Origin of the sequence: Nocardioides litoris, assembly GCF_006346315.1 — a bacterium.
GTDB classification, from domain to species: domain Bacteria; phylum Actinomycetota; class Actinomycetes; order Propionibacteriales; family Nocardioidaceae; genus Nocardioides; species Nocardioides litoris.
Genome location: NZ_VDMR01000001.1, coordinates 671,760 through 684,999 on the forward strand (window position 1 = coordinate 671,760; position 13,240 = coordinate 684,999).

Annotated in this window: 15 protein-coding genes and 1 tRNA gene; 9 read left to right on the top strand and 7 right to left on the bottom strand. The window is 73.2% G+C overall.

What is annotated here, in order from left to right; genetic code table 11:
* Positions 1-246: 246 nt before the first annotated feature.
* The gene (locus FJQ57_RS03315; RefSeq protein WP_170219251.1) at positions 247-1,311 is read right to left on the bottom strand and encodes an alkaline phosphatase family protein; all 1,065 of its coding nucleotides are present in this window, start codon (positions 1,309-1,311) and stop codon (positions 247-249) included.
* Between the two features lie 89 nt (positions 1,312-1,400).
* Between FJQ57_RS03315 and murI the strand changes: the two genes are divergently transcribed.
* From murI to FJQ57_RS03335, 4 genes are read left to right on the top strand one after another with little or no spacing between them, the layout of a single operon-like run.
* Complete coding sequence (murI, locus tag FJQ57_RS03320; RefSeq protein ID WP_246081560.1) at positions 1,401-2,255, top strand: glutamate racemase; 855 nt, start codon at positions 1,401-1,403, stop codon at positions 2,253-2,255.
* Positions 2,252-3,022, top strand: a complete 771-nt coding sequence (locus FJQ57_RS03325) for an MBL fold metallo-hydrolase (protein WP_139977797.1) — start codon at positions 2,252-2,254, stop codon at positions 3,020-3,022. The genes murI and FJQ57_RS03325 overlap by 4 nt, the downstream gene beginning before the upstream one ends.
* 27 nt (positions 3,023-3,049) lie before the next feature.
* The gene (locus FJQ57_RS03330) at positions 3,050-4,045 is read left to right on the top strand and encodes an ABC transporter ATP-binding protein (RefSeq protein WP_211348729.1); all 996 of its coding nucleotides are present in this window, start codon (positions 3,050-3,052) and stop codon (positions 4,043-4,045) included.
* Positions 4,042-4,899: an ABC transporter permease gene (locus FJQ57_RS03335; RefSeq protein ID WP_246081561.1), complete on the top strand. Its 858-nt coding sequence runs from the start codon at positions 4,042-4,044 to the stop codon at positions 4,897-4,899. Before FJQ57_RS03330 ends, FJQ57_RS03335 begins: the two co-directional genes overlap by 4 nt.
* 204 nt (positions 4,900-5,103) lie before the next feature.
* Here the strand turns inward: FJQ57_RS03335 and FJQ57_RS03340 are convergent, their stop codons facing one another.
* Together FJQ57_RS03340 and FJQ57_RS03345 are read right to left on the bottom strand one after the other, a co-directional pair.
* Complete coding sequence (locus FJQ57_RS03340) at positions 5,104-5,805, bottom strand: response regulator transcription factor (protein WP_211348730.1); 702 nt, start codon at positions 5,803-5,805, stop codon at positions 5,104-5,106.
* Entirely contained in the window at positions 5,802-6,959 is a 1,158-nt protein-coding gene (locus FJQ57_RS03345; protein ID WP_246081562.1) for a sensor histidine kinase, read from the bottom strand. The genes FJQ57_RS03340 and FJQ57_RS03345 overlap by 4 nt, the downstream gene beginning before the upstream one ends.
* Positions 6,960-7,099: 140 nt before the next feature.
* On the opposite strand from FJQ57_RS03345, the gene FJQ57_RS03350 reads away from it, so the two are divergent.
* Genes FJQ57_RS03350 through rdgB form a run of 4 tightly spaced genes read left to right on the top strand, consistent with a single transcriptional unit; the run spans position 7,100 to position 10,248 of the window.
* Positions 7,100-8,038, top strand: a complete 939-nt coding sequence (locus tag FJQ57_RS03350; RefSeq protein WP_139977800.1) for an ABC transporter ATP-binding protein — start codon at positions 7,100-7,102, stop codon at positions 8,036-8,038.
* Positions 8,035-8,868, top strand: a complete 834-nt coding sequence (locus FJQ57_RS03355; RefSeq protein ID WP_139977801.1) for an ABC transporter permease — start codon at positions 8,035-8,037, stop codon at positions 8,866-8,868. The genes FJQ57_RS03350 and FJQ57_RS03355 overlap by 4 nt, the downstream gene beginning before the upstream one ends.
* 29 nt (positions 8,869-8,897) lie before the next feature.
* A complete protein-coding gene (gene rph, locus FJQ57_RS03360) occupies positions 8,898-9,632 on the top strand; it encodes a ribonuclease PH (RefSeq protein WP_139977802.1) in 735 nt (244 codons plus the stop codon).
* Complete coding sequence (gene rdgB, locus FJQ57_RS03365; protein ID WP_281284221.1) at positions 9,625-10,248, top strand: RdgB/HAM1 family non-canonical purine NTP pyrophosphatase; 624 nt, start codon at positions 9,625-9,627, stop codon at positions 10,246-10,248. Before rph ends, rdgB begins: the two co-directional genes overlap by 8 nt.
* Before the next feature lie 92 nt (positions 10,249-10,340).
* On the opposite strand, the gene FJQ57_RS03370 is transcribed toward rdgB, so the two are convergent.
* Positions 10,341-10,604 (bottom strand): hypothetical protein, encoded by a 264-nt coding sequence (locus FJQ57_RS03370; RefSeq protein WP_139977803.1) that lies wholly within the window; start codon positions 10,602-10,604, stop codon positions 10,341-10,343.
* Between the two features lie 589 nt (positions 10,605-11,193).
* On the opposite strand from FJQ57_RS03370, the gene FJQ57_RS03375 reads away from it, so the two are divergent.
* Positions 11,194-11,514 (top strand): hypothetical protein, encoded by a 321-nt coding sequence (locus FJQ57_RS03375; protein ID WP_139977804.1) that lies wholly within the window; start codon positions 11,194-11,196, stop codon positions 11,512-11,514.
* A 194-nt stretch (positions 11,515-11,708) separates the two neighbouring features.
* Here the strand turns inward: FJQ57_RS03375 and FJQ57_RS03380 are convergent, their stop codons facing one another.
* The 3 genes from FJQ57_RS03380 to bcp form a co-directional block, all read right to left on the bottom strand.
* A complete protein-coding gene (locus FJQ57_RS03380; protein WP_170219252.1) occupies positions 11,709-12,605 on the bottom strand; it encodes a hypothetical protein in 897 nt (298 codons plus the stop codon).
* A gap of 30 nt (positions 12,606-12,635) precedes the next feature.
* A tRNA-Leu gene (locus FJQ57_RS03385) sits at positions 12,636-12,717 on the bottom strand.
* 23 nt (positions 12,718-12,740) lie between these two features.
* Positions 12,741-13,238, bottom strand: coding sequence for a thioredoxin-dependent thiol peroxidase (gene bcp, locus FJQ57_RS03390; RefSeq protein WP_139977806.1), 498 nt, complete (start codon positions 13,236-13,238; stop codon positions 12,741-12,743).
* Positions 13,239-13,240 lie beyond the last annotated feature (2 nt).

Here is a 13,240-nt window from a genome sequence, read left to right on the forward strand (position 1 = left end):
TGGCCGGCCGGGCTGGGTGGTCGTCGGCGTACTTCTGGCACGGAACTCCTACTCCTGGTGGGGAGTTCCTGCGCAGGAGTGGCAGTTTCTCCGGTTAACCGGAGGTTCTGCCGACCGCGGGTGACTCCTGGCACGGAACTCCCACTCCTGGTGGGGAGTTCCCGCGCAGGAGTGGCAGTTTCTCCGGTTGACCGGAGGTTTTGCCGCCGCCCGACCCAACCCGACCCCGCGAGCCCGGACGCGCCCTCAGGCCGCGTTGGCGACCTCCAACGGCCGCTTCTTGCCGTACAGGCTGCCCGGGACGGGCGGGAGCCCGAGGAGGCGCAGCGAGGCGTTGGCGACGTCGCCGTTGCGCACGGGCTGCCGGCCGGCCAGGTCGGGCTGGCGGCGACCCGGGCGGACGTAGCCGGGGTTGATGGCGTACACGTCGGCGGGGGCGACGCCGGCGCCCCAGGCCACGAACGGCACGCGGTAGTCGGCCCGGCGCCGCCGGTCGGCGTGGTCCCGGGTGCCGGGGACGCCGCCGTGGTCGGCGGTCAGCAGCACGGTGAGGTCGGCGAGCGCCGGCTCACGCCGGGCGTCGGCCAGCACCTGGCCGACCAGGTGGTCGAGACGGCGCACCGCGGCGTCGTACGCCGGCGACATCCAGCCCGAGGCGTGGCCCACCTGGTCGGCGGCGCCGAGGTGCAGGAAGGTGAAGTCGCGGTCGGCGGCGACGAGGTCGGCGCGGGCAGCGGCGACCACCGCGGCGTCGTCCTCCTCCCGGATGACCGTGCGGTCGACCGCACCGGGCCACGACCGCGGGAAGAGGGAGAACTTCGTCTTCGTCGAGTACAGCGCCGTCGAGCCGCCCCGCCGGGCCACCACCGAGAAGACCGAGGAGACGGGGTGGCCGGCGGCCCGCTGCACCGTGCGCGGGCGACGACGGTCGTCGTTCCAGGTGACTCCGTGGCCGCCGCGACGGCGGTCGACGCGCCGGCCGGTGACCATGCTGGTGTGGTTGGGCAGGGTGAGGGTCAGCTCGACCTGGCTGCGTGCCTCGAGAGTCCAGGCGCCCTCGTCGAGCATCCGCCAGAGGTGGGGCAGGCCGGCGCGACCGAGACGGGTGAGCACGCTGGGGTTGAGCCCGTCGAGGCTGATCGCCAGCACCTGGGGGTCGTCGGCGCGGGCGCGGCGGGCCAGGTCGGCGCGGTCCGCGTCGGCCGCGGCGACGGGGAGCGTCGCGGCGGCGACGAGCGCGGCGACGCACAGCAGGACGGCGCCGGCGCGGCGCCAGGGTCGGGGCGGGAGCAGGGCTGCAGGCAGGGCCACGGACCCAGCCTGCGGCCTTCCGCCGGTCGTCGTCCAGATCACGCGCGCGTCCGCTGCGCGGCACGGGTGCCACGCCGTACGGTGGGGACGTGCCCGTGTCGACGTCGCCCCGGTGGCCCCTGCCGACCGGCGCCGTCCCGGCCCTGCGTGACGCCCCGATCGGCATCTTCGACTCCGGCTTCGGCGGCCTGACCGTCGCCCGCTCGGTCATCGACCAGCTGCCCCACGAGTCCGTCCTGTACGTCGGCGACACGGCCCGCCAGCCCTACGGCCAGAAGCCGATCGGCGAGGTCCGCGAGTACGCCCTCGAGTGCCTCGACCACCTCGTCGAGCAGGGCGTCAAGGCGCTCGTCATCGCCTGCAACTCCGCCAGCGCGGCCGTGCTCCGCGACGCCCGCGAGCGCTACGACGTCCCGGTGGTCGAGGTGATCATCCCGGCCACCCGCCGCGCGGTCGCGGCCACCCGCAACGGCCGCATCGGCGTCATCTGCACCCGCGCCACGGCCTCGTCCCGGGCCTACGACGACGCGTTCGCCGCGGCGCCCCACCTGGCGCTGCACACCCGCGCCTGCCCGGCGTTCGTCGACTTCGTCGAGGCCGGCGTGACCGGCGGCGAGGAGCTGCTGGCCGCGGCGCACGACTACCTCGACCCGCTCGTCGCGGCCGACGTCGACACCATCGTCCTGGGGTGCACGCACTACCCGCTGCTGACCGGCGTCATCTCCTACGTCGTGGGGCGTGACGTCACGCTGGTGAGCAGTGCCGAGGAGTGCGCCACCGACGTCTACCGGATGCTGGCCGACACCGGCCTGATGCGCGAGGGCGGCGAGCCCTCCTACCGCTTCGTGACCACGGGCTCGCCCGTCGAGTTCGAGACCATCGGCCGCCGTTTCCTCGGTCCCGAGATGGTCGCCGCCAGTCAGTTCGCCGGGGGGATGGCATGAGGCTCACGGTCGTCGGGTGCTCGGGCTCCTACCCAGGGCCCGACTCGCCCGCCAGCTGCTACCTGCTCGAGGCCGAGGGGCCCGACGGTGACCACGGCACCCGCACCTGGCGGGTGCTGCTCGACATCGGCAACGGCGCGCTCGGGTCGCTGCAGAACTTCGTCGACCCGCTGACGATCGACGCGGTCCTCCTCAGCCACCTCCACCCCGACCACTGCTGCGACCTGTGCGGCTTCTACGTCCTGCGCAAGTACCACCCCACCGGCGCCCAGCCGCCCATCCCGGTCTGGGGTCCCTCGGGCGTCGAGGGGCGGATGTCCGACGCCTACGGCCTGCCCGACGGGCTCGGCATGTCCGACGTCTTCGACTTCCGCGAGTACGCCGGCCCGTTCACCGTCGGCCCGCTGACGGTCGAGCCGGTGCCGGTCGAGCACCCCGTCGAGGCCTACGGCCTGCGGGTCACCCTCGGTGGGACCACGCTCGGCTACAGCGGTGACACGGCGCCCTGCGACGGGGTCGAGCAGGTCGCCGCCGGCACCGCCCTGTTCCTGGCCGAGGCGTCCTTCCGCGAGCAGGACGACAACCCGCCGGGCATCCACCTCACCGGGGCCGACGCCGGCGCCACCGCCGCCCGCGCCGGCACCGGACGCCTGGTGCTCACCCACGTGCCGCCGTGGTTCGACCGCGACGACATGCTGGCCGAGGCCCGCGCCACCTTCGACGGCCCGACCGACCTGGCCGCGCTCGGCGCGACGTACGACGTCTGAGCCTGCTCGTCGGGCAGAGTGGCGCCCATGATCACGGTCGAGGGGCTCACCCGCACCTACGGCGACTTCACCGCCGTCGACGACGTCTCGTTCGCGTGCCGCCCGGGCCGGGTGACGGGGTTCCTCGGTCCCAACGGCGCCGGCAAGACCACGACGATGCGGATCCTCGTCGGGCTGACCCCCGCCACCCGCGGTCGGGCGCTCATCGGCGGCCACACCTACCACCAGCTCCGCAACCCCGCCCGCCACGTCGGCGTCCTGCTCGACGCCGGCGCCCAGCACGGCGGCCGGACCGGCCGCGAGATCCTCACCCTCGGCGCCACCGCGATGGGCCTGCCCCGCAGCCGCGTCGACGAGATGCTGCAGCTGGTCTCGCTCACCGAGACCGAGGCCAGGCGCCGGCTGCGGCACTACTCGCTCGGCATGAAGCAGCGCCTCGGCATCGCCCACGCCCTGCTCGGCGAGCCGCAGGTGCTCGTCCTCGACGAGCCCGCCAACGGCCTCGACCCCGCGGGCATCCGCTGGATGCGCGGCCTGCTCAAGGACTACGCCGACCGCGGCGGCACCGTGCTCCTCTCCAGCCACCTGCTGCACGAGGTCGAGCAGATCGCCGACGAGATGATCCTCATCGGCCACGGCCGGGTCGTCGCCCAGGGTGACAAGAAGACCCTGATGGACAGCCACCGCGGCACCCGCGCCGAGACCACCCACGTCATCTGCCTCGACAACGATCGCCTCGCCGAGGTGCTGCGCGAGCGCGGTGTCACCGTCCGCCCCCACGGGCCGGGGCTGGCCGCCGAGTGTGCCTCGGTCGACGTCGGCCGGGCCGCCGCGGAGCACCAGCTGGTGCTCACCGACCTGCGCGCCGCTGACGAGGGCGGCCTGGAGGACCTCTTCCTCGAGCTCACCTCCGCCACCCAGCGCGAGCAGCCCTCGGCGGGTGGCTGGGCCGGCCCGCCGGCCGGTCCGCCCCCGGGGTTCCCGCCGCCCCCCGCCCCGCCGACGTACGGAGGTCCCCGATGAGCCACCCCGCGCCGCCCCCGCCGTACCAGCCGCCGGCCTCGACCGCCTCCCCGGCCGCGACGCCCGGCGGCCCCGGCATCGACCTGCGGGGCACGGCCTCGATCCCGCTCGCGCGGCTGGTGCAGGTCGAGCTGCGCAAGGCGCTCGACACGCTGGCCAGCTTCTGGTTCGTGGTCGGCCTGGCCATCATCGTCGTCGGCACCGAGGTGCTGCTCACGATCGCGATCATCGTGCAGGAGGAGCCGTCGACCCCCGGCGACTACGCGTCGGTGGCCTCGTTCATCACCGGCATCGGCCTGCCGGTGCTGGCGATCATGCTGGTGACCACCGAGTGGAGCCAGCGCACCGCGATGGTCACCTTCACCATCGAGCCCCGCCGCGAGCGCGTGCTGCTCGCCAAGTACGCCGTGTGCCTGGTGCTCACGATCGCCACGGTCCTGCTCGCGCTGGTGCTCGGGTTCGTCTGCGCCGGGGTGTGCGAGCTGGCCCTGCCCGACCTCACCACGTGGGAGGTCGACTGGTCGGTGATCGCCGGCTTCTTCATCACCCAGGTCCTGGCCATGACCCTCGGCTTCGCGCTGGCCTGCCTGCTGCTCAACACCCCGGCCGCCATCGTGGGCTTCTTCGTGTACCGGCTGCTGCCGCTGCTGGTGTTCAGCGCCATCGGCGGGTTCTTCGAGTGGTTCCAGGACGTGCAGCCCTACATCGACTTCGAGGTCGCCAAGGGGCCGCTGTACGACCTGTCGCTCGACTCGGCCGAGGAGCTGCTGCAGCTGCTCACATCGGGGCTGCTGTGGCTCGGCCTGCCGCTCGGCTTCGGCCTGTGGCGGATCCTGCGTGCCGAGGTGAAGTAACCCGGCTGGGTGTCGGAACTCCCTGGCAAGCGCGGGAATCCCCGGTCAGCCGGGTGTTCCTCGACCTGGTGCTCGCCAGGCTCTTCTTGCGCTTGCCAGGCGTTGCACTGCCCGACAAGCGAAAGTTTTCCCTGGCCAGCTGCAGGAACACCCGGTCGACCGGGTGTTCCTCGCCCCCGGCGTCCCGCCGACCCGGTACGCCGGTCAGTCGAGCCCGGCGTCGTGCACGCAGATCGCGACCTGGACCCGGTTGGTGACGCCGAGCTTGTCGAAGACCCGGGAGACGTGGGTCTTCACCGTCGGCACTGACAGGTAGAGCTCGCCGGCGACCTCGGCGTTGGACAGGCCGCGGCCGACGGCGAGGGCGACGTCCATCTCGCGCTCGGTGAGGGTGGACAGGCGGGCGGCGGCCTCGCGGGCGGCGGCCGCAGCCCGCGCCGCCGCGTCGTCGCCGGCTCCGTCGCCGGCACCGTCGCCGCTCCCGTCCCGCAGCCGGCTGATGAGGGTGCGGGTCACCGACGGCGAGAGCATCGGGTCGCCGTCGACGACCTTGCGCACCGCGGCGACGATCTCGGCGGGCGGGGTGTCCTTGAGCAGGAACCCGTCGGCGCCGGCGGCGAGCGCCTCGACGACGTACTCGTCGGCGTCGAAGGTCGTCAGCACCACGACCCGCGGCGCCGTGCCGCCACCGCGGGCCAGCAGGGCGCGGGTGGCCTCCAGGCCGTCCATGCGCGGCATCCGGATGTCCATCAGCACCACGTCGGGGGAGAGCTCGGCGGCCCGGTCGAGCGCGTCCTGGCCGTCGACGGCCTCGCCGACGACCTCGATCTCCTGCTGGCCGCCGAGCATCAGCCGCAGCGCCGAGCGGACCAGCGGGTCGTCGTCGACGAGGAGGACCCGGATCACGCCGCCCACGGTATCCACCCCCGCAGGACCCAGGTGCCGTCGGTGACGCCGTGCTCGATGCGTCCGCCGCGCAGCACGGCCCGCTCGGCCAGGCCCACGAGACCGAGGCCCGACCCCGGCGCGGCCGAGGGCCCGAACCCCACCGGGTTGGCCAGCACCACGTCGATGCCGTCGTCGGGCGAGCCGCTGACCTCGACCACGAGCTCGGCGCCCGGCGCGTGCTTGCGGGCGTTGGTGATGCCCTCCTGCACGATCCGGTACAACGTGCGACCGACCACGTCGGGCACCGGCGCGTCGGCCAGCGCGGCGTCGTAGGCCACCCGCATGCCCGTACGCCGGGCCTCCTCGACGAGCGTCTCCACGTCGGCCCACGTCGGCTGCGGGGCGTGGGTGAGCTCGCCGTCGCCGTCGCGCAGCACGCCGAGCACGCCGCGCAGGTCGGTCAGCGCCTCGTTGGCGGCGTCGCGGATGATGCCGACCTCGGTGCGCAGGTCGTCGGCGGCGAGGTCCTCGCGGTAGGCCAGCGCGCCGGCCCGCATCGAGATCTGGGAGATCCGGTGGGCCAGCACGTCGTGCATCTCGCGGGCGATGCGGCTGCGCTCGGCCAGCCGTGACTGTGAGGCCCGCAGCTCCTGCTCGGCCTCGGCCCGCTCGGCCCGGGCCCGCAGCGTCCAGAGCAGCTCGCGGCGCGAGCCGATGTACATGCCCCACGCCATCACGCCCGCGGTGAAGGTCAGGTTGGTGCCGAGGGTGACCCACCACGGCAGCGGGTCGGCCGGCGGGTAGAGCTCGGAGTACAGCGTGGCGCTGGCCAGCGAGAGCACCGCCACGACCACGACCCGGCGCCACTCCCGGCGCGTCGCCAGGGACACCGACGCCAGCACGGCCGGGCCCGCGGCGACCGAGGAGATCGCGCCCACCACCGAGGTCACCACGGCGACCGTCATGGGGTAGCGACGACGGAAGCAGACCAGCACCAGGGTCGGCAGCCCGACCAGCAGGTCGGCAGTGCGGGGGAGCACGCTCTGGCCCTCGGCCACCGTGACCCACACGACGGCGCTGATGCCCAGCACCAGCAGCGTCCGCCAGGTGTGGCCCCACCACGACAGCCGCGGCTGGTAGTCCTCCGGCCGCGGCTGCACCAGGTCGCTCACGGCGACCAGCCTAGGGACCGGGGGACCACGCCGACATCGGTCGGAGGTAGCACCCGCGCCCTCCCGCCCACGACCTTCGTCGCACCACACCATGCCGCCGCCCGATGTGCCGGAACCCTGCGGAGCGGGAGCGTGGAGCCATGATCGAGGTCAACGGACTCACCCGGACGTACGGCGCCTTCACGGCCGTCGACGACGTCACCTTCACCTGCGAGCCCGGCCGCGTGACCGGGTTCCTCGGCCCCAACGGGGCCGGCAAGAGCACGACCATGCGGGTCATGGTCGGGCTCACGCCGCCGACGCGGGGCAGCGTCACCATCGGCGGCCACCGCTACGAGGACATCCCCAACCCGGGCCGCCACGTCGGCGTCCTCCTCGACGCCGGCGCCCAGCACGCCGGCCGCACCGGCCGCGAGGTGCTCGAGATCGGGGCCCGCACCATGGGCCTGCCGAAGGACCGGGTCGACGAGATGCTGGCCATGGTCTCGCTCACCGACAGCGAGGCCGGCCGACGGATGGGCAACTACTCCCTGGGCATGAAGCAGCGGCTCGGCATCGCCCACGCCCTGCTCGGCGACCCCGAGGTGCTGGTGCTCGACGAGCCCGCCAACGGCCTCGACCCGGCCGGCATCCGCTGGATGCGCGACCTGCTCAAGGGCTACGCCCGCCGCGGCGGCACGGTGCTGCTCTCCAGCCACCTGCTGCACGAGGTCGAGCTCGTCGCCGACGAGATGATCCTCATCGGTCGCGGCCGCATCGTCGCCCAGGGTGACAAGGCCACCCTGCTCGCCGGGCAGGGCGCCGCGGCCACCCAGGTGACCGCCGAGGACAACGACGCGCTCGCCGGCGCCCTGACCTCCGCCGGGCACGACGTCACGCCCGACGGCGCGGGCCTGCGGGTCACCGCCACCCCGGCCGAGGTCAGCCGCACGGCGATGGACGCCCGCCTCGTCCTCACCGACCTGCGCGCCGCCGGCGCCGGCCTGGAGGACCTCTTCCTCTCCCTCACCTCCGACACCCAGCGCGAGGCCGCGCCCGCCGCCTCGCCCGCCCCGACCCAGGACGGAGCCGCCGCATGAGCGCCACCTCCCCGACCAGCACCCCGACCAGCACCCCGACCAGCACCCTCCGGCGCACGATCGACATCAGCCAGGACCAGCCGGTGCCGTTCGGCCGGCTCGTCGCGGTCGAGACCCGCAAGGTCTTCGACACCCGCGCCGGGCGGTGGTTCTCGATCGCGATCGTCGGGCTGGTGCTCGTGGTCACCGGCTTCGCGGCGCTGCTGTTCCCCGAGGACCAGCAGACGTACGTCGAGCTGCTCGGCCTCTCCGGCGGCGTGCTCACCTACTTCCTCCCGGTGCTGATGATCCTGCTGGTGACCAGCGAGTGGTCCCAGCGCACCGGCCTGGCGACGTTCACCCTCGAGCCCCGCCGTTCCCGCGTGATCGCGGCCAAGGTCGTGTGCGGCCTCGGCCTCAGCGTGGCCGGCCTGGCGCTCGGTGCGCTCATCGCCGCAGGGGGCACCCTGCTCAGCACCGTCGACGGTGGCGAGGCCGTGTGGACCCTCGGCTGGGAGCCCGTGCAGAGCTTCCTGCTCACCGCCCTGATCGGCGTGCTCGTCGCCTTCGCGCTGGCCATGCTCGTGCGCAGCTCCCCGGCCGCGATCGTGGGCTACTTCCTCTACACCTTCGTGCTCCCGGCGGTGGCCGCCACCGTCGCCGCCCTGGTCGACGGGTTCGACGCGGTCGTGCCCTGGATCGAGCTCAACACCGCCCAGACGCCCCTCATCAGCGGCGACTACCGCGCCACCGGCGAGGAGTGGGCCCAGCTCGGCACCGCGGCCCTGATCTGGCTCGTCGTGCCCTTCGCGCTCGGGCTCTGGCGGCTGCTGCGGGCCGAGGTCAAGTGACGTCGGCAGCGGCCACTACGGTGACGAGCATGAGCACCGACGCCGCCGCCCAGCCCAGCCCGACCCGCGCCGACGGGCGTGCCGACGACGAGCTGCGCCCGGTACGCATCACCCGCGGCTGGCTCGACCACGCCGCGGGCTCGGTGCTGGTCGAGTTCGGGAAGACCCGGGTGCTGTGCGCGGCGTCCGCGTCCGAGGGCGTGCCGCGCTGGCGCAAGGGGTCGGGCCTGGGCTGGGTCACCGCCGAGTACGCCATGCTCCCCGCCGCCACCCACACCCGCTCCGACCGCGAGTCGGTCAAGGGCCGCGTCGGCGGTCGCACCCACGAGATCAGCCGGCTCGTGGGCCGGTCGCTGCGCGCGGTCATCGACTACAAGGCGATGGGAGAGCACACCATCCAGCTCGACTGCGACGTCCTCCAGGCCGACGGCGGCACCCGCACCGCCGCCATCACCGGGGCCTACGTCGCCCTGGTCGACGCCTGCGCCTCCCTCGGCGTCTCTGCCGCCCTGACCGGGTCGGTGGCCGCGGTCTCGGTCGGCATCATCGACGGCGTCCCGCGCCTCGACCTGCCCTACGAGGAGGACGTGCGCGCCGAGACCGACATGAACGTCGTCATGACCGGCACCGGTGCCTTCGTCGAGGTGCAGGGCACCGCCGAGGGCGCGGCCTTCAGCCGCACCGAGCTCGACGCTCTGCTGGCACTGGCCGAGAAGGGCTGTGCCGACCTCACCGAGCTCCAGCGGACGGCCCTCGGTGCCTGACACCGACCCCGGCGTACGGGTCCACCTGGCCTCCCGCAACGCCAAGAAGATCGCCGAGATGGAGCGCATCCTGGCCGAGCACGTCCCCGGTGTGACGGTCCTCGGCCTCGACGACGTCGAGGCCTACCCGGAGCCGGTCGAGGACGCCCCGACGTTCGAGGGCAACGCGCTCATCAAGGCCCGTGCCGGTGTCGCCGCCACCGGCCTGCCGACCATCGCCGACGACAGCGGCCTGTGCGTCGATGCCCTCAACGGCATGCCCGGCGTGCTCTCGGCCCGCTGGTCGGGCCCGCCCAAGGACGACGACCGCAACAACCGGCTGCTGCTCGACCAGCTGGCCGACGTGCCCGACGAGCGGCGTACGGCGCACTTCCGGTGCGCGGTCGCCGTGGTGCGACCCGACGGCCACGAGCACGTCGCGGAGGGCCGGATGGAGGGCACGGTGCTGCGGGAGGTGCGGGGCGAGGGCGGCTTCGGCTACGACGTCCTGTTCGTCGCCGACGACCGGCCTGGCCTCACCACGGCCGAGCTCGACCCGGCCGAGAAGGACGCGGTCTCCCACCGCGGCCGAGCCCTGCGCGAGCTCGCCCCGCTGCTCCCCGACCTGCTGCGCTGAGCCGCACGTCGGCTGTCCATCCAGATCCAGTGCGGCGTGCCCTCGGTCGCCGAGCGCTGGCCCACAGCATGCCGCGCGACATGCTGGGGCGCTCAGCCGACGCTGACGTCCACGACGTTCCGGTCCCTGTCGAACACGAGGTCGAGGCGGCTCGGCACAAGGTCCAGGAACACGGGTGCTCCTGGCGCGAGTGCCCGAACCAGCCATCCGGCAGCGTTGACGACACGTGCTGCCTCGTCGACCTGCATGCCGACCACATCGAGAACGTGCGCCGGGACGACTCCGCGTCCCAGCGGCCGGACCGGGTAGGAACACCAGTGCTCGAGACGGTCCCACTTGTGACGCTTGGCAGGCACCGGACCAGTACTCGTACTCGTACTCGTTGACATTGGTGAGGAAGAGCCGCCCATCGGGCTGGCGGTAGGAGTAGTACGTCGCTTCGCGGCTGCCCCAGAAGTCGAAGAAGTCCAGGACTGCGACGTCCTGGATCCCGTCGTGACGTGTGCAGCACGCGAGCTCGGTGTACAGCGACCATTCAGCCGGTTGTTCGCCGGTGAGCTCGAGGTCGGACGGGTCCTCGGGGAGCAGCTCGTGTGCGCCGCACGCGATCGTCACGTCGGTCCCGGCCTCGTAGGCAGAGGGTGCCTCGTCCTCGGAGAGCGGCTTCATCATGAGCTCGAACCCGGGGTGCCAGGTGACGCCGGAGATCAGGTGACATCACGACGGCCTTTCAGTGAGGAACGAGACGGTGTCGATCCTGCCGTCGATGTCGTGCCACCGGGCCACCGGCGTGCACCCACGGAGGTCGACGTTCGTGACGTGTCGCTGACCCCGGTACCTGGCTGCCATCACAGGCGCCCGGTCATCGGGGGAGAGCGCGCGGGGCGCGGCATGGTCGGGCGGAGCCCGCAGCGCGGCATGGTCGGGCGGTTCTATGTTGTGGGCGTGAGCGACGAGACTGCCTACCCACGGGCAGAGGTCGGTGGCTTCGTGATGGGCATGTTCGTGTCCTACGCCGACTGCGGTGATGCTTGGGTGGAGGCTCCAGACGGGTCGGTGGGGACGCTCATTTGGGAGACCGGTGAGTTTCCGTATTTCGAGGTCTCCATCGAGCCTGGTGAGAGCCAGTGGGGGACCTACGCCGTGCAGTTGCCCTTGCCATTGACCACCGATGCGGAGGCTGCCGCGTACCTCGCAGCGCTACTGCCCGCCCTGCGTCCGCGATGGGCCGAGTGGGCACGGGATCGCGAGAGGTGTTCGGACTAGCTGCGTCCCCACGTCGGCATGGTCGGGCGGATCGCCGGCGCGTGCCGACCATGGATCGGATGTTGGCGGACCCTCCGAGGATCTGGTGGGCGAGGTGATCGAGCGCGGGTCTGACCAGCGCCGCGGCCGACGGTGACGCTGCGGGGTCGAGCAGGCCGGACGCGTCGGGTCGACGCGCATCGACGAGCGTGCGGTCAGGAGGCCCAGCGCCACTGGGACAGCACGGTGCGCAGGTCGCCCTCGCTCACCGCGTCGCCGGAGGCGGGGTAGGACAGCGCGATCGAGTACTGCCGGCCATCGTGGAGCACGAGGTAGGCAATCTGCTTGATCGGCTCGCCGACGTTGTTGGTGCGGTCGTCGATGCGGACCCCGATCGCCCGCTCGCCGTCGACCGTGGTGTCGTCGATGTCGACCGGGGTGGCGCCATCGGTGCTGGCCAGGTTGCGCTTCCAGAGGCCCTCGAGGTCGTCGGGGGAGGTGGCCGTGCCGGCGCTGAGGGCCTCGACGATGATGTTGCTCTGGGCCAGCGGGATCGAGGTGCCCAGCACGATGAGGGTGTCGAGGGTGCCGGTGTCGCCGTCCTCGCTCAGCGTGCCGGCCTCGGCTGTCTGGTCGGTCCAGCCCGGAGCGGGCAGCGGGAACGTGTAGCCCTCGCCCTGCACCACGCCCTCGGTGGGCGGGGCCGAGGTGGGGTCGGACTCGGTCGGCTCGGACTCCGTCGGCTCCGACGCGGTCGGCGTCGACTCGGTCGGGGTGCTCTCGCTCGAGGTGCCCTGCGACGTCGGGTCGTCGCTGCGCACCTCGGTCGGGTCGTCGTCACCGGAGGTGACGGCCAGGGTCACCACGAAGGCGCCGACCACCAGCAGCAGCGCCACCACCGCGCCCACGACGACCAGCCCGCGCCGACCGCCGCCCTTGCCCGGCCCGCCCGGGCCGCCCGGGCCACCGGGTCCGCCGTACGACGGGGGGCCGCCCCAGCCCCCGCCGCCGGCCGCCGGCTGCTGGTAGGGCTGCTGCGGGGTGGGTGTCGGGGAGGGGGTCGGTGGGCCGTAGCTCGGCGGGGGTGCGCCCCACGGGCTCTGGTCGCTCACCCGCTCAGTATGAGGGGTGGGCGGTACGGGTGCCGGAGAGGGGACTTGAACCCCCACGCCCGAAGGCACAGGTACCTAAAACCTGCGTGTCTGCCAGTTCCACCACTCCGGCTGGCAGGCCCAGTCTCCCAGACCTCAGGCGGCGTCGAGACCGAGGTCGCGGCGGAGCTTGGCGACGTGGCCGGTGGCCTTGACGTTGTACTGCGCCACCTCGACGGTGCCGTCGGCGGCGAGCACGAAGGTGGAGCGGATGACGCCCTCGACGGTCTTGCCGTACATCTTCTTCTCCCCGAAGGCGCCCCAGGCGCGCAGCACGTCCTTGCCGGGGTCGGAGAGGAGCCGGATGGTCAGGCCCTCCTTCTCCCGGAACTTCGCCAGCTTCTCCGGCTTGTCCGGCGAGACACCGACGACGGTGAGGCCGGCGGCCTGCAGGGCGTCGAGGGAGTCGCTGAAGTCGCACGCCTGCGTGGTGCAGCCCGGGGTCATCGCGGCGGGGTAGAAGTACACGACCACCCGCCCGCCCTCGGTCCCGCCGGCCTCGGCGAGCAGGTCGGCGAGCGAGACCTCGGCACCGGTGTCGTCGGCGAGGGTGAAGGCGGGGGCGACGTCGCCGGCGGCGAGACGGTCGGTCATGG